The 19,961-nt window shown below is 27.6% G+C and carries 15 protein-coding genes and 1 pseudogene; 12 read left to right on the top strand and 4 right to left on the bottom strand.

The features are described from left to right. Positions 1-7: 7 nt before the first annotated feature. Positions 8-802: a thymidylate synthase gene (locus tag H0H64_RS00710; protein WP_185857440.1), complete on the bottom strand. Its 795-nt coding sequence runs from the start codon at positions 800-802 to the stop codon at positions 8-10. Between the two features lie 61 nt (positions 803-863). Here H0H64_RS00710 and H0H64_RS00715 point away from each other — a divergent pair, with 61 nt between their 5' ends. The 3 genes from H0H64_RS00715 to H0H64_RS00725 are packed head-to-tail and all read left to right on the top strand — an operon-like array spanning position 864 to position 2,880. Then, complete coding sequence (locus tag H0H64_RS00715; RefSeq protein WP_185857441.1) at positions 864-1,802, top strand: ribose-phosphate diphosphokinase; 939 nt, start codon at positions 864-866, stop codon at positions 1,800-1,802. Next, positions 1,799-2,416, top strand: coding sequence for a 50S ribosomal protein L25 (locus tag H0H64_RS00720; protein WP_185857442.1), 618 nt, complete (start codon positions 1,799-1,801; stop codon positions 2,414-2,416). The genes H0H64_RS00715 and H0H64_RS00720 overlap by 4 nt, the downstream gene beginning before the upstream one ends. 29 nt (positions 2,417-2,445) lie before the next feature. Next, entirely contained in the window at positions 2,446-2,880 is a 435-nt protein-coding gene (locus H0H64_RS00725) for a nucleoside deaminase (protein ID WP_185857443.1), read from the top strand. On the opposite strand, the gene H0H64_RS00730 is transcribed toward H0H64_RS00725, so the two are convergent. Further along, positions 2,877-3,530: a DedA family protein gene (locus H0H64_RS00730; protein ID WP_185857444.1), complete on the bottom strand. Its 654-nt coding sequence runs from the start codon at positions 3,528-3,530 to the stop codon at positions 2,877-2,879. The two genes, H0H64_RS00725 and H0H64_RS00730, sit on opposite strands and share 4 nt — an antisense overlap. A gap of 284 nt (positions 3,531-3,814) precedes the next feature. Here H0H64_RS00730 and aroB point away from each other — a divergent pair, with 284 nt between their 5' ends. Together aroB and gyrA are read left to right on the top strand one after the other, a co-directional pair. Beyond that, positions 3,815-4,882 (top strand): 3-dehydroquinate synthase, encoded by a 1,068-nt coding sequence (gene aroB / locus H0H64_RS00735; RefSeq protein ID WP_185857445.1) that lies wholly within the window; start codon positions 3,815-3,817, stop codon positions 4,880-4,882. Positions 4,883-4,913: 31 nt separating this feature from the next. Then, complete coding sequence (gyrA, locus tag H0H64_RS00740; RefSeq protein ID WP_185857446.1) at positions 4,914-7,379, top strand: DNA gyrase subunit A; 2,466 nt, start codon at positions 4,914-4,916, stop codon at positions 7,377-7,379. Here gyrA and H0H64_RS00745 read toward each other — a convergent pair. Beyond that, the gene (locus tag H0H64_RS00745; RefSeq protein WP_185857447.1) at positions 7,363-9,591 is read right to left on the bottom strand and encodes a carboxy terminal-processing peptidase; all 2,229 of its coding nucleotides are present in this window, start codon (positions 9,589-9,591) and stop codon (positions 7,363-7,365) included. The two genes, gyrA and H0H64_RS00745, sit on opposite strands and share 17 nt — an antisense overlap. A gap of 69 nt (positions 9,592-9,660) precedes the next feature. On the opposite strand from H0H64_RS00745, the gene surE (H0H64_RS00750) reads away from it, so the two are divergent. Together surE (H0H64_RS00750) and H0H64_RS00755 are read left to right on the top strand one after the other, a co-directional pair. Further along, the gene (gene surE, locus H0H64_RS00750; RefSeq protein WP_185857448.1) at positions 9,661-10,473 is read left to right on the top strand and encodes a 5'/3'-nucleotidase SurE; all 813 of its coding nucleotides are present in this window, start codon (positions 9,661-9,663) and stop codon (positions 10,471-10,473) included. 27 nt (positions 10,474-10,500) lie between these two features. Beyond that, positions 10,501-10,959, top strand: a pseudogene (locus H0H64_RS00755) (AAA family ATPase); the annotation flags it as partial. Here H0H64_RS00755 and H0H64_RS00760 read toward each other — a convergent pair. Next, positions 10,927-11,592, bottom strand: coding sequence for a hypothetical protein (locus H0H64_RS00760; RefSeq protein ID WP_185857449.1), 666 nt, complete (start codon positions 11,590-11,592; stop codon positions 10,927-10,929). The pseudogene H0H64_RS00755 and the gene H0H64_RS00760 sit on opposite strands and share 33 nt — an antisense overlap. 69 nt (positions 11,593-11,661) lie before the next feature. Here H0H64_RS00760 and surE (H0H64_RS00765) point away from each other — a divergent pair, with 69 nt between their 5' ends. The 5 genes from surE (H0H64_RS00765) to H0H64_RS00785 all read left to right on the top strand — a co-directional run bounded on the left by surE (H0H64_RS00765) (position 11,662) and on the right by H0H64_RS00785 (position 19,956). Further along, positions 11,662-12,474, top strand: coding sequence for a 5'/3'-nucleotidase SurE (surE, locus tag H0H64_RS00765; RefSeq protein WP_185857448.1), 813 nt, complete (start codon positions 11,662-11,664; stop codon positions 12,472-12,474). Between the two features lie 27 nt (positions 12,475-12,501). Further along, the gene (gene ruvB / locus H0H64_RS00770; RefSeq protein WP_185857450.1) at positions 12,502-13,467 is read left to right on the top strand and encodes a Holliday junction branch migration DNA helicase RuvB; all 966 of its coding nucleotides are present in this window, start codon (positions 12,502-12,504) and stop codon (positions 13,465-13,467) included. Between the two features lie 57 nt (positions 13,468-13,524). After that, entirely contained in the window at positions 13,525-14,820 is a 1,296-nt protein-coding gene (locus H0H64_RS00775; RefSeq protein WP_185857451.1) for an adenylosuccinate synthase, read from the top strand. A 64-nt stretch (positions 14,821-14,884) separates the two neighbouring features. Next, complete coding sequence (gene purB, locus H0H64_RS00780; RefSeq protein WP_202983778.1) at positions 14,885-16,273, top strand: adenylosuccinate lyase; 1,389 nt, start codon at positions 14,885-14,887, stop codon at positions 16,271-16,273. A gap of 14 nt (positions 16,274-16,287) precedes the next feature. Further along, a complete protein-coding gene (locus H0H64_RS00785; protein WP_185857453.1) occupies positions 16,288-19,956 on the top strand; it encodes a phosphoribosylformylglycinamidine synthase in 3,669 nt (1,222 codons plus the stop codon). The last annotated feature ends 5 nt before the right edge of the window (positions 19,957-19,961 follow it).

The raw sequence follows: 19,961 nt of genomic DNA on the forward strand, positions 1-19,961 counted from the left end.
TTTTTAATTAAATGGCAACATCTCCCTTAATATGAGGAAAAGGATTATAGTTCTTTAATTCAAAGTCTTCAAAACGATATTGAAAAATATCTTTCACAGAAGAATTTATAATCATTTTAGGAAGTGGTCTTGGGGTTCTTTTCATCTGTAGTTTAACTTGCTCAATATGATTATTATAGATATGAGCATCTCCTATAGTATGAATGAGTTCTTTTTCTTTTAAATGGAGTATGTTAGCTAACATAGTGAGTAACAAAGCGTAAGAAGCAATATTGAATGGTAATCCAATAAAGATATCTGCACTTCTTTGATATAAAAGTAACGATAATTTTTTTTTATATACATAAAATTGAAATAATAAATGACAAGGAGGGAGTGCCATACTTTTAATCATCCCTACATTCCAAGAAGAAACAATTAAACGTCTAGAATTAGGATTAAATTTTATTTCTTTTATAAGATTAACGATTTGATCTACAAAATGGCCATCGTAGGTTGGCCATTTTCTCCATTGAAATCCATATATAGGACCTAATTCTCCATGATTGTCCGCCCACTTGTTCCAAATATTAACTTGATTATTTACTAAAAATTGAATGTTTGTATCACCTTTTAAAAACCATAATAGTTCATAAATAATAGACCGTATATTTAATTTTTTAGTAGTTAAAAGAGGGAAACCTTTCTTTAAGTCAAATCTCATTTGAGATCCAAATAAGCTTATTGTCCCTATGCCAGTTCTATCTTTTCTTTTGATTCCCTTTTTTAATACGTTTTTTAATAAATTTAAATATTGTTTCATGATCCCAATATCTATTTTCTTTTTTAATTTAAAGAGTATTTTTGCATAAAAAAATATAACTATGAATCAAAAGGTTCTCTTCTTTTCTACAAGAAGTGGGTTAAAACTATCAGAAAATATAGCTTATTACTATGGAAACTTTCTAGGTAAAGTACGATTCTTAGAATTTAGTGATGGAGAATATACTCCTTGTTTTGAACAATCTGTTCGTGGATCTCAAGTATTTTTGATTGGGTCTACTTTTCCTCCAGTAGATAATTTAATGGAATTATTGTTAATGTGCGATGCAGCTCGTAGAGCTTCAGCTTATAACATAACACTTGTGATTCCGTATTTCGGATGGGCTAGACAAGATCATAAAGATATACCTAGAACTCCTATTGCCGCTAAACTTATAGCGAATTTGATAGTCGCTTCAGGAGCGACTAGAGTCATGACTATGGATTTACACGCGGATCAAATTCAAGGATTTTTTGATATACCTGTAGATCATTTGTATGCATCTAGAATATTTATTGATTATATTAAAAAATTAAATATAGATCAATTAACAATCGCTTCTCCAGATATGGGAGGGGCTAAAAGAGCTAGAAGTTATGCTGGTTATTTAGGAACAGATGTAGTAATCTGTTATAAAGAAAGAAAAAAAGCAAATGAAATAGAATTCATGAATCTTATAGGAAATGTAAAAGAAAAAAATATTATACTTATAGATGACATGGTAGATACAGCTGGAACCTTGACGGAAGCGGCTAATTTAATAAAGAAACAAGGAGCTAAAAGTGTACGTGCGATAGCTACTCATCCTGTTTTATCAGGAAATTCATATGAAAAAATACATCAGTCAGCAATTGAAGAATTGGCAGTAACAGATACAATTCCTATAAATCAAGTGAATCCAAGTGATAAAATTAAAATTTTGTCTTGTGCTCCGCTTTTTGCGGAAGTGATGCAATCAGTACATAAAGACGAGTCCATTAGTAATAAATTTATAATATGAAATATGTTAATATATATGGTTATAAAAGAGATATTGGGAAAAAAGCAGTCCGTTCCATTCGACTTTCTGGAAAAGTTCCGTGTATTTTATATGGAAAAAATACAAATATTCCGTTTTCTACTTCATTAGAAAGTTTAAAGAAAATAATATATACAACAGAAGTATATGGTATTATTCTTCAGATAGAAGGATATGACCGAAGTATTAACGCGATTCGAAAGGAAATACAATTTGATCCTGTTAATGAAAAAATATTACATGTTGATTTTTACAAAATTGATAAATTTAAATCTATTATATTAGAAATTCCTATTAAATCTTTTGGTAGACCTGTTGGAGTAGAAAAAGGAGGTGAATATCATTTGAATATCAGAAAATTAAAAGTGAAAGCAAATTCACATAATATGCCAGAACATATTAAATTAAATATAAATTCTTTAGATATAGGAGATAGAATAACAATTGAAGATTTATATAATGATAAATATACTATATTGCACCCTTCCCATACATTGATAGCAAGCGTAAAAAATTCGCGGACAATTATTAAAGGTGCTCAAGAAGAAGAAAATCAAGAAGGAAAAGAAAAAGAAAACAAAAAAGTAAAAAAATAAAATGGATAATGTTTCTAGATTTTTATTTTATGAAAATAGCATTAAAAGAGGCTCATCTTGCTTTTTATAAAAATGAAATTCCTATAGGAGCTGCAATTACATATCAAAATATGGTTATAGCAAAAGCTCATAATTTAACTGAAACTTTATGCGATATTACTGCACATGCAGAAATGTTAGTGATAAACTTAGCATCTAATTATTTGAAAAAAAAATACATAAAAAAATGTACTTTATATGTAACCCTAGAACCATGTGTCATGTGTGCTGGAGCTTTATTTTGGTCTCAAATAGGAAGAGTTGTTTGTGGGGCCTCTAACCCATCAAAAAGAGGATTCTTGTATTATGGGATTAAATTACATCCCAAAACAGAATTTGCATCTGGAATTATGAAAAACCAGTGCAAGGCTCTTATACAAGAATTCTTTTTTCAAAAAAGGATTCCAAAATATAAAAAAATTTAGATAAATATTTTTTTATTCTTATTTATTTTCATTTTTAAAAAAACAGGTATAGTTGTAATTAATACAATTAATAAAATAATCCATTCAAGATGATTTTTTAATTCCGGAAAACTTTTATCTAAATAATGGCCCGCTAACATGATAGAAAAAGTCCAAGCAAGCGCTCCAAGAATGTTATATATCATAAATTTTTTGAAATCTATGCGAATTGCTCCTGCTATAATAGGAGCAAAAGTACGAAACATGGGGAGAAAACGACTCATGATAAGAGCTGTTTTTTTATATTTATTATAAAACAATTTTGCTAAAATTAAATGTTTTTTTTTAAAAAAAAAGGAATCTTTTCTTTTATATAACAGTTTCCCAGATTTGTACCCTAACCAATATCCCTGTATATTACCAAGAATAGCGACGCCTGCTACGATTAAAATTATCACAAAAAAAGGGACATTATAAAAATTTTTGCATAAATCTTCCCCAAAAATTCCAGCAGTAAATAATAAAGAATCTCCAGGCAAGAAAAAACCAATAAAAAACCCTGTTTCCGCAAAAACAATAGCTAAAAGAATAAATAAAGCTGTATTTCCGAAATATAAAAATATCCATCTAGGATTAAACAAATGCTGAAAAAAATCCCAAATATCTGGCATATTTACAAATATGATAATGAAAGTCAAAGTTAAATATTTCCATTTTTTATAAAAACTAAAAAATAAAAATATTTATTTTTATATTTTTTTCATATTCAAAAAACTAATATATTTTATTTATGGAGTCTTTATTTAAATTTATTAATATTCTAGGATGGATTCCTAATATATTTTTCTTCATAATAGGTTTAATTTTTATCATTTTTTGGTTGTACAAAATATTTTATTTTATTGATTAATAAAAAATTGGTTAATTTTGTTCAATGAAGATAAATTCATGAATAATGAAAAAAAGGGGAGAATTTATACACTTTAATGAAGAAGCTTATGATGTCCTTAAAAATTATTTACTTCATCAAGTGGATTCTATAAAAAACATATTCATTCTAGTAGATAATATTACCTATACACATTGTCTTCCCATTCTTTTTCAGAATATAGATTTTTTGAAAAAATCTAATGTTATTAAAATAAAATCAGGGGAAAAAGAAAAAAATATTTATACGTGTATTCAAATATGTAAAAATCTAGAAAAATTTAAAGCAACTAGAAAAAGTTTAATTATAAATTTAGGAGGAGGAGTTATAACAGATACTGGAGGATTTGTAGCTTCTATATTCAAACGAGGTATTCGTTTTATTAATATCCCTACAACTTTATTAGGAATGGTGGATGCTGCTATAGGATATAAAACAGGTGTGAATTTAGATTCTATAAAAAACGAAATAGGATCTTTTTATGTTCCAGAATTTTTAATCATTGATACTCATTTTTTAAAAACACTTCCGAATAAAGAAATTTTTTCTGGTATGGCAGAAATGTTCAAACATGGATTAATAGCTGATAAAAATTTTTGGACACAAATGAATCAAATACAAACAGATATCATTCAGAATAAACAGAATAAAAATGAATGGACGCACTTAATTCATCAATCTATATTGATAAAACAAAAAATTGTAGATCAAGATCCTAAAGAAAAAGGATTAAGAAAAATTCTTAATTTTGGACACACTATTGGACATGCTTTAGAAAGTTATTTTATGAATATGAACAAAATGTTACATGGGTTTGCTGTAACTATAGGAATGATTTATGAATCATGGATTTCCTACAAAATTAATGGTTTATCCATGTCTGATTATAAAGAAATCAGATCTTCGCTTTCTGCATTATGTCCAATATCAAATCAAATTGATAATTTAGAAATTAATAAATTGTTGCTGATTATGGAACATGATAAAAAAAATGAAAAAAATAAAATTCAATTTTCTTTATTAAAAGAAATAGGAGAATGTTCATATAATTGTCAAGTACCATATTCTTTGATCAAAGAGAGTTTTTTGAACTAAGTGTTTTTAATAATTAATATTTTCAAAAAAAATGAATGAAAGTGAAGGAGAGAAATTGATTTCTATTAATATTGAAGATGAAATGAAATCATCTTATATAGATTATTCTATGTCTGTTATTGTATCCAGAGCTCTTCCCGATGTTAGAGATGGATTAAAACCTGTACATAGAAGAGTTCTTTATGGAATGTATCAGTTAGGAATTCTTTCTAACAGTTCTTATAAAAAATCCGCTCGTATTGTGGGAGAAGTCTTAGGAAAATATCATCCACATGGAGATGTTTCCGTTTATGAGACGATGGTTCGTCTGACTCAAAAATGGACATTACGTTATCCATTAATAGATGGACAGGGTAATTTTGGATCATTAGATGCAGATCCTCCGGCAGCCATGCGTTATACAGAAGTAAAAATGAAAAAAATATCTGAAGAAATGTTGTTGGATATTAAAAAAGAAACTGTGGATATGCAATTAAATTTTGATGATTCTTTGGAAGAACCTACAGTTTTACCTACACGAATTCCAAACCTTTTGATAAATGGATCTTCTGGTATTGCAGTTGGAATGGCTACTAATATCCCTCCTCACAATTTAAAAGAAACTATAAATGCTATTTGCGCTTATATAGAAAATAACGATATATCTATAGAACAGATCATGAAATATATTAAAGCTCCTGATTTTCCTACAGGTGGAATTATTTACGGATATGATGGAGTTAAAAATGCTTTTTTTACCGGAAAAGGACGTATTATTTTACGCGCAAAAGTACATTTCGAAGAAATTCATGGGAGACAATGTATTATTGTAGATGAGATCCCTTATCAAGTCAACAAAGCTGAGATGATCGCTAGAACAGTGGAACTTATGAAAGAGGGTAGAATGGAAGGTATTTATCAAATTCGGGATGAATCAGATAGAAATGGATTACGTATTGTCTACATTTTAAAACAAAATACAAATTCTAATATATTATTGAATAAATTGTTTCAATTAACTTCTTTACAAACTTATTTTAATATAAATAATATAGCTCTCGTTAATGGAAAACCTGTTCAATTAAATATAAAAAGTCTTATTCAACATTTTGTTGATCATAGACATAATGTTATTATTCGCCGTACTAAATACGAGCTCAATAAGTGTAAAAATCGTGTTCATATTTTGTTAGGTTTTTTGAAAATATTAGATGATTTAGATATCATGATTCAATTAATTCAAAACTCTAAAAATCATTATGATGCCTGTGATAGATTGATTCAAAAATTTAAAATATCAAAAAATCAATCTCAATCCATTTTAGAGATGAAATTACAAAGCCTTACATCTTTAGAAATCAATAAACTTAAAAAAGAATATAACGAACTTATTAAAAAAATAGAATTTTTTAAAAATGTTTTGGAAAAGCATTCCACAAGAACTAAAATTATTCAAGAAGAACTTTTAAATATCAAAAAAAAATATCAAGATACACGTCGTACTCAAATTGATTATTCAGGAGATAAGGTGAACATAGAAGACCTAATTGAAAACAAACAGGTCGTTCTTACTATTTCCCATGCCGGTTATATTAAAAGAACATCTTTATCAGAATACAAACGTCAAGGAAGAGGAGGGGTGGGAAACAGAGGGGCTACTGCTAGAGAATCGGACTTTTTCAAACATTTACTTGTAGCAACCAATCATCAATATCTACTTTTTTTTACAGAAAAAGGAAAATGTTTTTGGCTTAGAGTATATGAAATTCCAGAAGGGTCTAAAATTTCTAAAGGGAGAGCGATACAAAATATTATTCATCTTCAACAAGATGATAAAGTTAATGCTTATATCTTAACGGAAGATCTTACTAATAAAAAGTATGTAAAAGATTATTATGTTATGATGATTACGCAAAAAGGTATTATTAAAAAAACATCTTTAGAAAATTATTCTCGTCCTAGAAAAGATGGGATCAATGCGATTGTTATTCGTAAAGGAGATTCTTTGTTGGAAGCGATTTTAACTAAGGGAGACAGCCATGTTTTTATTGCTGTAAAAAGTGGAAGAATTATTCGTTTTTCAGAGAATCAAGTTCGTTCTACTGGAAGAAATTCTTCCGGAGTCATAGGAATTAATACAAATAATCAAGATTTGGTTATTGGAATGATATGTGTAGATGTAGAAGGAAAAGAAAAAGGACATTTATTAGTTGTTTCTGAAAAAGGATTTGGAAAAAGATCCCATATAAAAGATTATCGTATTACCAATCGTAGTGGAAAAGGAATTAAAACAATAAATATAACTCAAAAAACAGGGCGTTTAATTTCCATAAAATATGTCACGGATCAAGATGATTTGATGATTATTAAAAAATCAGGGATTATTATACGTATTCCTGTATCAGATATAAGAGTTATGGGAAGAACAACTCAAGGGGTCAGATTAATCAATTTAAAAGAAAACGATTCCATAGCTGATGTGGCAAAAGTATACAAACCTATTATGGGTTTTCATTAAAATCTCGTAATATATTGATACATTCTGCTATATAAAAATCTTTCTTCAGATTTTTTTCCCATTTTTTTTGTTCTTCTGACTCTTTTTCTTTTAAAAAAATTTTGTAATGGGGAGGAAAAGCTTGTAATCCATATATATTCAAATTTTTTTTTAATTTTTTAAAATTTTCATTTCTTTTTTTTATTTTTAAATTTTCATAAAAAAATTCTTCCCAGTTTAAAGAAAATTGTTTTTTATTAAAATTAGAAAAATTTTTTTCTAATGATTGTATTTTTTTATAAATATTGATAAAATTCTTATTTTTTTTCAAACGTTTTATGCTTTTATTTTTAATATTTTCTAAATATAAATTATTATAATAAAAGTGAAGAGAAGGAATAGGATCTGTATAATCCCATTTTATAGGATTGATTTGATTTTTTTCTATAAATTTTAAAAATAGACTTTCCGTATTACTTGGAATGACTATATCGGAATTTACTCCTTTTAATTGAGTAGAATCTCCATTCACACGGTAAAATTTATTAATAGTAAATTTTAAAGCTCCTAATTTTTCATTATAGAAAAAAAATCGATTTAATGGATAAACTGTTTGTACAGTTCCTTTTCCATATGTTTGATAACTTCCAACAATAATACCTCTTTTATAATCGGCTATAGCCGCAGCGAGAATTTCGGAAGCAGAAGCAGATAACTCATTCACAAGAACGACAAGGGGTCCTGTCCACAGAATTTGATTTTTATAACTTTTAAGTATCTTTTTTTTTCTGTTAGGCTTTCCTATTTGTACGATAGGAACTTTTCCTAAAAAAAAACTAGCAATTTCTATTACAGTATCTAAAGATCCTCCTCCGTTATTTCTGATATCTATCAAAATTCCTTTTATATTTTCTTTTTTGAATTTTTGAATAATTTCTTTCATATCTTTAGTTGCATTTCTCCCATTTTGATTTTCAGGATTAAAATAAAATTCTGGGAGTCGGATCAAACCATACTTATCTTTATTTTTATCCAATATGACTACACTTTTTGCAAAAATTTCTTTCTTTTCAATTATATCCCTAGTAAGAATCACTTCTTCTATAGATCCATTTTTCTTTTGAAGAGTTAGTTTCACTTTGATCCCTTTTTTTCCTCTTATTAAGCGAATCGAATTTTCTAATAACAGACCTACAATATTTTTAGATTCTGAGTTTATGTTTTTTGCTACTCGTATAATTTTATCTCCTACTTCTATTTTTTTGTTTTTCCATGCAGGGCCACCATAAATGAGTTTAACAACGGTAGGATATCCTTTTTCATCTTCTTCTAATTCTATACCAATTCCTCCTGTTTGTCCAGATACATTAAAATCGAAAATTTCTTTTTCCTTTGGAGAAAAATAATTTGTATGAGGATCATATTGAGAAGTAATAGTATTAACATATATAGAAAACCAATCGGATTCTTTTTTTATTTTTAATTTTCTGAAATAATCTTGAATATATTCTTCTACTTTTTTTCTTGATTTTTTTTCGTTATTAACGAATGCATTTTTCCAAATCATTTTTTGGTTTGTGGAAGTCATCATTTTTTGGTTTGTGGAAGTCATCATTTTTTGGTTTGTGGAAGTCATCATTTTTTGGTTTGTGGAAGTCATCATTTTTTGGTTTGTGGAAGTCATCATTTTTTGGTTTGTGGAAGTAATGATCTCTAATAAAGTTAAATATTTTAAATATTTTCTCCATTTTTCAATCCATTCTTGTTTATTATTTGGATAAAAAGAATTTTGTTCTCTAAATATGTACATTTCTTTTTGATTGAAATCAAAAGATGTTTTTAATATTTTATAACATATAGATTCCACTTCTTTTACTCTTAGTAAAAAACGTTTCATGATAATATTAAAAAAAGTAGGATCTCCATGAATCCAAAAATCGTCTATTTTTTCTTTATATAAAGAAAGATCTTCCACATCTTTTTGTAGAAAAAAACGTTTTTGATTATCTAATTTTTCAAAAAATTTATGATATACTTTTTGTGAAAAATCATTATTTATACAAATAGGATTTGTGTGTAAAAAGTAAAGTGTTTTATATATTGTTTTGAGTACTATACGGTATTTTTCCTGTTCTCCTTCTCCTAATGGGGAACAGAAACTTAATGAAAAAATGATAAAAAAACCAATTATTATGTACTTAATATCATTCAGTTTTTTTATTTTGAAGTTCACAATTATGTTATGTATTAAATATTAGTAAAATTATATATAAATGTAAATAGCTTTTTTATATAATATAAAATGATAAAAAAACCAATTATTTTAGTCACAAATGATGATGGCATTATAGCTCCAGGGATTAGAGCTCTTGTTCATTCTATGAATCTTTTAGGAGATGTGTATGTAGTGGCTCCAAATAAACCTCAGTCTGGAGTAGGACATGCAATAACAATGAATACAATATTATATTGTGATTCGGTAAAGATAGATAATGGAAATCAAAAAGAATGGGAATGTTCTGGAACTCCAGTCGATTGTGTTAAATTAGCAATTAATGACCTTCTTCCAAGGAAACCTGATATTTGTGTATCAGGAATTAATCATGGATCAAACTCTTCTGTAAATATTATGTATTCTGGGACTGTATCTGCTGTGATTGAGGCAAGTATAGAGGGAATTCCATCTGTAGGATTTTCTCTTTTAGATTTTGATTGGAATGCTGATTTTGAACCATCTAAAAAATATGTATCTCAAATTGTAAAAAAAATTCTTTATAATCCTATTCCGGAAAAAAAAATTACTTTGAATGTAAATATTCCTAAATTAAAAAAAGAAGAAATCAAAGGAATTAAAATATGTAGACAAGCAGAGTCTAAATGGAGAGAAAGTTTTGATAAACGTTCCAATCCTAAAGGAAGAACTTATTATTGGTTAGTAGGAGATTTTGTTAATTTGGATGAAAAGGCAGATACAGATGAATGGGCATTAAAGAATGGATATGTATCTATTGTTCCTATTCAATTTGATTTAACAAATTATACTATATTAAATCTTTTAAAAGATTGGAATTTTATTGTATTATTTGTTTTTTTCCGGATATATAGTTTGTTCTGAATTTGAATATTAAAACGTATTATAATTGTGTCATCTTTTTTAGAGGGATCTTTAAATCCCAAAAAAATCCAAGATTTTATTGGACAACATGATATATTGAACAACCTAAAAATTTTTATTCAAGCTGCTAAAAAAAGAAAAGAAGCTTTAGATCATATTTTATTTCATGGACCTCCAGGATTGGGAAAAACCACGCTAGCACATATTGTGGCTAATGAATTATGTGTAAATATTACTATTACTTCAGGATCTGTTTTAGATAAGCCTGGAGATTTAGCTGGGTTGTTGATTCATTTAAAAATAAACGATGTAATTTTTATTGATGAAATTCATCGTCTTTCTCCGATAGTTGAGGAATATTTGTATTCAGCTATGGAAAATTATAAAATAGATATTATCATCGATTCTGGATCGAATGCTAGATCACTACAAATCGATTTGTCTCCTTTCACTTTAATAGGAGCCACTACTCATCATTTTTTGGTTTGTGGAAGTCATCATTTTTTGGTTTGTGGAAGTCATCATTTTTTGGTTTGTGGAAGTCATCATTTTTTGGTTTGTGGAAGTCATCATTTTTTGGTTTGTGGAAGTAATGATCTCTAATAAAGTTAAATATTTTAAATATTTTCTCCATTTTTCAATCCATTCTTGTTTATTATTTGGATAAAAAGAATTTTGTTCTCTAAATATGTACATTTCTTTTTGATTGAAATCAAAAGATGTTTTTAATATTTTATAACATATAGATTCCACTTCTTTTACTCTTAGTAAAAAACGTTTCATGATAATATTAAAAAAAGTAGGATCTCCATGAATCCAAAAATCGTCTATTTTTTCTTTATATAAAGAAAGATCTTCCACATCTTTTTGTAGAAAAAAACGTTTTTGATTATCTAATTTTTCAAAAAATTTATGATATACTTTTTGTGAAAAATCATTATTTATACAAATAGGATTTGTGTGTAAAAAGTAAAGTGTTTTATATATTGTTTTGAGTACTATACGGTATTTTTCCTGTTCTCCTTCTCCTAATGGGGAACAGAAACTTAATGAAAAAATGATAAAAAAACCAATTATTATGTACTTAATATCATTCAGTTTTTTTATTTTGAAGTTCACAATTATGTTATGTATTAAATATTAGTAAAATTATATATAAATGTAAATAGCTTTTTTATATAATATAAAATGATAAAAAAACCAATTATTTTAGTCACAAATGATGATGGCATTATAGCTCCAGGGATTAGAGCTCTTGTTCATTCTATGAATCTTTTAGGAGATGTGTATGTAGTGGCTCCAAATAAACCTCAGTCTGGAGTAGGACATGCAATAACAATGAATACAATATTATATTGTGATTCGGTAAAGATAGATAATGGAAATCAAAAAGAATGGGAATGTTCTGGAACTCCAGTCGATTGTGTTAAATTAGCAATTAATGACCTTCTTCCAAGGAAACCTGATATTTGTGTATCAGGAATTAATCATGGATCAAACTCTTCTGTAAATATTATGTATTCTGGGACTGTATCTGCTGTGATTGAGGCAAGTATAGAGGGAATTCCATCTGTAGGATTTTCTCTTTTAGATTTTGATTGGAATGCTGATTTTGAACCATCTAAAAAATATGTATCTCAAATTGTAAAAAAAATTCTTTATAATCCTATTCCGGAAAAAAAAATTACTTTGAATGTAAATATTCCTAAATTAAAAAAAGAAGAAATCAAAGGAATTAAAATATGTAGACAAGCAGAGTCTAAATGGAGAGAAAGTTTTGATAAACGTTCCAATCCTAAAGGAAGAACTTATTATTGGTTAGTAGGAGATTTTGTTAATTTGGATGAAAAGGCAGATACAGATGAATGGGCATTAAAGAATGGATATGTATCTATTGTTCCTATTCAATTTGATTTAACAAATTATACTATATTAAATCTTTTAAAAGATTGGAATTTTATTGTATTATTTGTTTTTTTCCGGATATATAGTTTGTTCTGAATTTGAATATTAAAACGTATTATAATTGTGTCATCTTTTTTAGAGGGATCTTTAAATCCCAAAAAAATCCAAGATTTTATTGGACAACATGATATATTGAACAACCTAAAAATTTTTATTCAAGCTGCTAAAAAAAGAAAAGAAGCTTTAGATCATATTTTATTTCATGGACCTCCAGGATTGGGAAAAACCACGCTAGCACATATTGTGGCTAATGAATTATGTGTAAATATTACTATTACTTCAGGATCTGTTTTAGATAAGCCTGGAGATTTAGCTGGGTTGTTGATTCATTTAAAAATAAACGATGTAATTTTTATTGATGAAATTCATCGTCTTTCTCCGATAGTTGAGGAATATTTGTATTCAGCTATGGAAAATTATAAAATAGATATTATCATCGATTCTGGATCGAATGCTAGATCACTACAAATCGATTTGTCTCCTTTCACTTTAATAGGAGCCACTACAAGATCAGGTTTGCTTACGGCACCTATGCGTTCTAGATTTGGAATTAATTTTCGTCTTAGTTATTATGAAAAAGAATTATTAAACGATATTGTAAATCGTAGTGCAAAATTGCTAAATATTCCAATAACGGAAGAAGCCTCTCATGAAATAGCGAATAGAAGTCGCGGAACTCCACGTATAGCCAATGCTTTATTACGTAGAATTCGTGATTTTGCGGAAGTAAAAGGAAATGGAACCATTGATATTAACATATGTAATTTAGGATTACAAGCCCTTAATGTAGACAAACATGGATTAGATGAAATGGATAATAGAATTCTTTCATATATCATAGATTATTTTAAAGGAGGACCTGTTGGGATCAATACTATAGCAACAGCTGTTAGCGAAAATTCAGATACCATAGAAGAAGTTTATGAACCTTTTCTAATTCAGGAAGGATACTTAATTAGAACACCTAGAGGAAGAAAGGTTACAAAATTAGCTTATCAACATATAAAAAAAAATTTTAAAAAAAAATAGATTATATGTTCATAAGAATTAACTTTGTCAAAAGAATCAACATTAAAATGAAAAATCATGCCTTCAAATGTTATTGTGGGTCTCCAATGGGGTGACGAGGGAAAAGGAAAAATTACAGACTTACTTGCTAAAAATTCGGATTATGTAATCCGTTATCAAGGAGGAAATAATTCGGGTCATTCTATTCATATTAAAAATAGTTATTTTGTTCTTCATTTAGTTCCTTCTGGAGTTATTTATTCTGGAGTTAAGTGTATTGTTGGGCCTGGAGTAGTCATTGATCCTAAATCTTTTATACAAGAAATACAAAATTTAGAATCAATGGGGATAAATACATCTAAAGTCTTTTTAGCAAAAAGAGCCCACATCACTATGCCTTATCATTGTTTGTTAGATCAATATCAAGAAGAAGCTTTAGGAGACAAGTCAATTGGTACGACTCACAAAGGAATTGGACCCACTTATGTGGATAAAATCAATAGAACAGGGATTCGTGTTTTAGATTTATTAAATTTAGAAGTTTTTCATAAAAAATTAAAATACCACATCGATCTTAAAAACAAAATTTTTACAAAAATTTTTCAAAAAAAACCACTTTTTTTTCAATCTATTTATGAAGAATATATAGAATATGCAAAAATTCTTTCTGATCGGGTAGTAGATGCTGTTTATGAAATTCATGAGGCTTTTCATCACAAAAAGAAGATTCTATTTGAAGGAGCTCAAGCTATGCTATTGGATATAAATTATGGAACATATCCATATGTGACAACTTCTTCTACTTCTACAGGAGGCGTCTGTACAGGAGTTGGAATTCCTCCTAACTTTTTAAAAAATTTTATAGGAATAACAAAAGCATATTGTACTCGTGTAGGATTTGGTCCTTTTCCTACAGAGATAGGAAGTGAAATGAATGATGTGATACGTAAAAAAGGAAATGAATATGGAGCGACGACAAAACGGCCAAGACGATGCGGGTGGTTAGATTTGATCGCTCTGAAATATTCTTGTATGATTAATGGGGTCAATTATTTAGTTCTTACAAAATTAGATGTTTTAAGTGAATTGGAAATTATTAAAATATGTGTAAAATATAAATGTAATGATAAAATAATTCAATATTTTCCAGCAAATATAAAACAAGAAGTAAAAGGGATTTATGTAGACTTACCTGGATGGAAACAAGACATATCTCATATTCATGAATACGAAGATTTACCAAAAAATTGTAAAAAATATATTAAATTTATTGAAGTTTATCTAAATTTAGAAATTTTATTAATTTCTGTCGGTTCTGAAAGGAACCAGAATATCATTAAAAACAAGTCTTTATTTTTTAAAATTTTTACTTAAGAAAATATTTTTTGTGTGTAAAGAATATAAAAATCCTTTAATAGAACGATATAGTAGTAAAGAAATGTTATATAATTTTTCTCCAAAAAAAAAGTTTCTTACTTGGAGAAAATTATGGTTATATTTAGCAGAAATTCAAAAAGAATTAGGATTAAACATTAGTAATGAACAAATCCTTGACTTAAAAAATCATTTACATGACATTGATTGGGATAGAGTTTTTTTCTATGAAAAAAAATTTCGCCATGATGTTATGGCTCATTTATATGCTTTTGGAGAAAAAGCGACTATAGCTAGACCTATAATTCATTTGGGTGTCACAAGTGCGTTTTTAGGAGACAATACGGATATTATTTTAATTCGTGATGGATTAGAGATATTATTAAAAAAATTAATTAATGTAATTTTTCGTCTTAGGAATTTTACTTTAGAATATCATAATATACCTACTTTAGCTTTTACTCATTATCAGGCAGCTCAATTAACAACTGTAGGAAAACGTTCTGCTTTATGGTTACAAAGTTTACTTCTAGATTTAGAAGAATTAGAATTTAGATTAAAAAATATTCATTTTAGAGGAGTTAAAGGAACTGTAGGTTCAGCAGATACTTTTAAAGAATTATTTAATGGAAATTTACAAAAAGTAAAAGATTTAGAAAAAAAATTATCTAGTAAATTCAGATTTAAAAATGTTTTTCCTATAACAGGACAAACTTACGATAGAAAAGTCGATGCTCAAATATTAAATTTATTATCCAATATATCTCAATCTTCTCATAAATTTAGTAACGACTTACGTTTATTACAAAATTTAAAAGAAATGGAAGAACCTTTTGAAAAAGAACAAATTGGATCTAGTGCTATGGCTTATAAACGGAATCCAATACGTAGTGAACGTATAGCCTCTTTAGCTAAGTATGTTATTTCTTTATCTAATAGTTCAGCCTTAGTTGCGGCAACACAATGGTTGGAACGTACTTTAGACGATTCTGCAAACCGAAGACTGGTTATAGGACAGTCCTTTTTATCTATAGATTCTATTTTAATGATTTGGAATAATATATTAGAAAATATAGTTGTATATCCTAAAATCATTGATAAACATATAAAAGAGGAGCTTCCTTTTTTAATGACTGAATATCTTATTATAAAATGTGTAAAAAAGGGAGCAGATAGGCAAGATATTCATGAAAGAATACGAGTTCATTCTATGGAAACAAATGATAATATTAAATTAAAAGGAATGGAAAATGATTTTATTAAACGTATTTTACATGATAAAAAAATACCAATTGATGAAAAAGAAATGAACCAAATTCTAAATCCTAAAAATTTTACAGGATTTTCTTCAGATCAAGCTTTAGAATTTATTGATAAAAAAGTGAATCCCATATTAAATCGTTTTCATCATCTAATTGAGTCTGATATATCTAATATGGATAGACAAATTTAATACATGGATAAATAATGAATTTCAGAATTTATATACAAAAAAAAAGTCCTTTTGATATCGATTCTAGAAAATTATACAATGAATTAAAAAATATGAATGTTTCATTGTCTAATATAATTATTTATTATATATATGATATATTTAATATAAATGAAAAACTTTTTTTAGAAAGCCTATCAAAGGTTTTTGTAGATCCTGTAACAGATATTTTGCATAAAAAGATACATTTGAATACTTCATATATAGAATATTTTCCAGAAAAATATGATGATAGAGCCCATGCAGCTATGCAATGTATAAAAATTATAGATCCCAAATCTTCTACTAGAGTTTCCGTAAAAACAGGACAATTAATTGAATTAATTGGTATGAAAAAAAAACAGGATTTTTATAAAATAAAAAAATATTACATTAATTCATGTTTAAATGCACAAAACGAAAAAAATGCTCCCGAAATCATAGACAATTTTATTAATTTTTCTGTTGAAAAAATAAGAAAAATCCATAGTAAATGGAATCTTTCTATGGAAGTTAATGATTTACTATTTATACAGAAATATTTCTCTCAAGAGAAGCGAAATCCAACACAAGAAGAATTACGTATATTTGATGTTTATTGGTCTGATCATTGTCGTCATACAACATTTTTTACCACATTGATAGATATATCTTTTGATGGATCATTAAAAAAAACATATCAAAGTATTTTTAGAAAATATTTAAAGGATAGAGATTTAATAGGAAGATCAAAATATCCTATAAATCTTATGGATTTATCTAATCTTCCTGCTAAAATTCTTTATAAAAAGGGTAAATTAAAAAATTATGTTTTATCAGATGAACATAATGCGTGTATGATAATGATAGATGTAGATTTCACTGAAAAAAAAGAAAAATGGTATCTATTATTTAAAAATGAAACTCATAATCATCCTACTGAAATCGATCCTTTTGGAGGGGCTTCCACTTGTGTAGGAGGAGCTATTCGTGATCCTTTATCTGGTAGAGCTTTTGTTTATCAAGGCCTAAGGTTGAGTGGGGCTGCTGATCCTATCAATTCAAAAACTATAAATGGAAAATTACCACAACATAAAATTTGTTGTGAATCAGCTCGTGGTTATAGTTCTTATGGAAATCAAGTAGGATTAGCAACAACTCATGTGCATGAAATTTATCATGAAGGATATAGAGCAAAAAGAATGGAAGTTGGAATGGTTATTGGCGCAGTTCCTATTGATTTTATCAAACAGGATAAACCAAGAAAAGGAGATGTTATTTTGTTAATTGGAGGCTTGACAGGAAAAGAAGGAATTGGAGGAGCTACAAATTCTTCTCAAGAACATAGTTCTGATTTTAAAAATCATGACCAACAAAAAGGAAATCCAATAATAGAAAGAAAAATTCAAAGATTTTTTAGAAAAAAAAAAGTTATTTCTTTAATAAAAAAATGCAATGATTTTGGAGCAGGGGGAGCCGCTGTTGCTGTAGGTGAATTAAGCGATAGTTTAGTGCTATATTTAGATAAGATACCGGTAAAAAATGAAAAAAAAATAGAATCTATAGAAATTGCGCTTTCTGAATCTCAAGAACGTATGGCAGTAATATTAGATCCTAAAAATGTGAAAAAATTTATTCATTTTTCTCGTGAAGAAAATATCATGTCTGTGCCTATCGGGAAAATCACTGACAATAAACGTATCATTTTTTATTATAAAAAAAAGGAAATTTTTAATGTAAAAAGTTCTTTTTTGAATACAAAAGGATCTCATAAAGAAAAAGCTGTTCGTGTGAATTCCCCTATTTCAGTTTCCCCTTTTAATAAATCAAAAAAAATTCCTTTTAGTAAGGAAAAATTTTTAAATACTCTTTCTGAATTAAATATAGCTTCTCAAAAAAGTTTAGTGGAGATGTTTGATAGTACTGTAGGTGCGACTACAGTTTTAATGCCTTTTGGAGGAAAATATCAGATGACCCCATCTGAAGGAAGTGTACAAAAAATTCCTGTTTTAAGAGGAAATACAAATACAGTAAGTTTAGCTTCTTGGGGTTTTCATCCTGAAGTTTCTACTTGGAGCCCTTTTCATGGAGGTGCTTATGCAATTGTAGAATGTATTTCAAAAATTGTTTCTATGGGGGGTGATTACAGAAATACTTATTTTAGTTTTCAAGAATATTATCAAAAATTGGGAAATGACCCAGAAAATTGGGGGAAACCTTTTTCTGCTTTATTAGGGGCTTATCATGCTCAGATGTCATTGAAACTAGCTTCTATAGGGGGAAAAGATTCTATGTCTGGTACGTACAAAAATTTACATGTTCCACCAACATTTATCGCCTTTGGTGTAGCTACAGGTTTATGTTTTCATATTATATCTCCTGAATTTAAAAAAGCAGGAAATAAAATTTATTTGTATTATCACAATTCATTAAAGAATGAAATGCCAGATTTTGATTCTATAAAAAAAGCCTATGACCAGGTTCATGAAGGAATTTGTTCCGGGAAAATTGTTTCGGTTAAAACAGTTAAAGATGGAGGCATTTCTGTTGCTCTTGCCAATATGTCTTTTGGGAATCGTTTAGGAGCAGTCATTGATTATAAAGATCATTTGCTTGAAACGAACATAGGTTCCTTAATTATAGAATCTTCATCTTACATTCCATACAAAAATTTTATTCCAATAGGAGAAATTATTTCTCACGAGTATTTAAATTTTAATGGAATATCTATTGATATAGATGAATCTATAAAAAATTGGTTAAAAACTTTTTCTCCTATTTTCTCTTCTAATTTTTCTAATTCTAATAATACTAAAAAAATAAAAGTAGAAAAAATTAAACAAAAAGAAAAGTATAATTCTATCATATGGAAATGTAAATTTAAAAAAAAAGGGAAACCCCGTGTGTTTATTCCTATATTTCCTGGGACAAATAGTGAATTTGAATCGATTCGTGCATTTGAAAAAGAGGGTTCTATAGTAAATACTTTAGTATTTAAAAATCTAAATGATAAAGATATTATAGAGTCCATTTTATATTTTAAAAAATATATAGAATCTGTACAAATATTTATGCTTTGTGGAGGTTTTAGTGCTGGAGATGAACCAAATGGATCTGCTAAATTTATTGTATCTATATTACATAATCCATATATTCAAGATGCTGTTAAATATTTTCTTGATCAAGATGGATTGATTTTAGGAATTTGTAATGGATTTCAAGGACTTATAAAGTCTGGATTATTACCTTATGGTAAAATTCGTTTGATGGATTCTAATTCTCCGACATTGACTTACAATAAAATAGAAAAACATATATCCCAATGTGTTCATATTAAAGTGATCTCTGATCACTCTCCATGGTTAAACGGGATGAAAAATAAAATATATACTCTCCCCATATCTCACAGCGAAGGAAGATTTTATGCAAATAAAAAAACAATAAATACTTTATTAGATAAAAACCAAATTTCCACACAATATGTAGATTTAGAAGGAAATCCTAGTTCAGATAGATTATATAATCCTAATGGATCTGTTGAATCCGTAGAGGGTTTATTAAGTGAAGATGGTAGAATTTATGGAAGAATGACTCACCCAGAACGTTATGATCATGGTTTATTAAAAAATATTCCTAATGTTCATGAACATTCAATTTTTAAAAATGCAGTACAATATTTTTTATAATAAAA

Source organism: Blattabacterium cuenoti, assembly GCF_014251635.1.
Taxonomy (GTDB): domain Bacteria; phylum Bacteroidota; class Bacteroidia; order Flavobacteriales; family Blattabacteriaceae; genus Blattabacterium; species Blattabacterium cuenoti_S.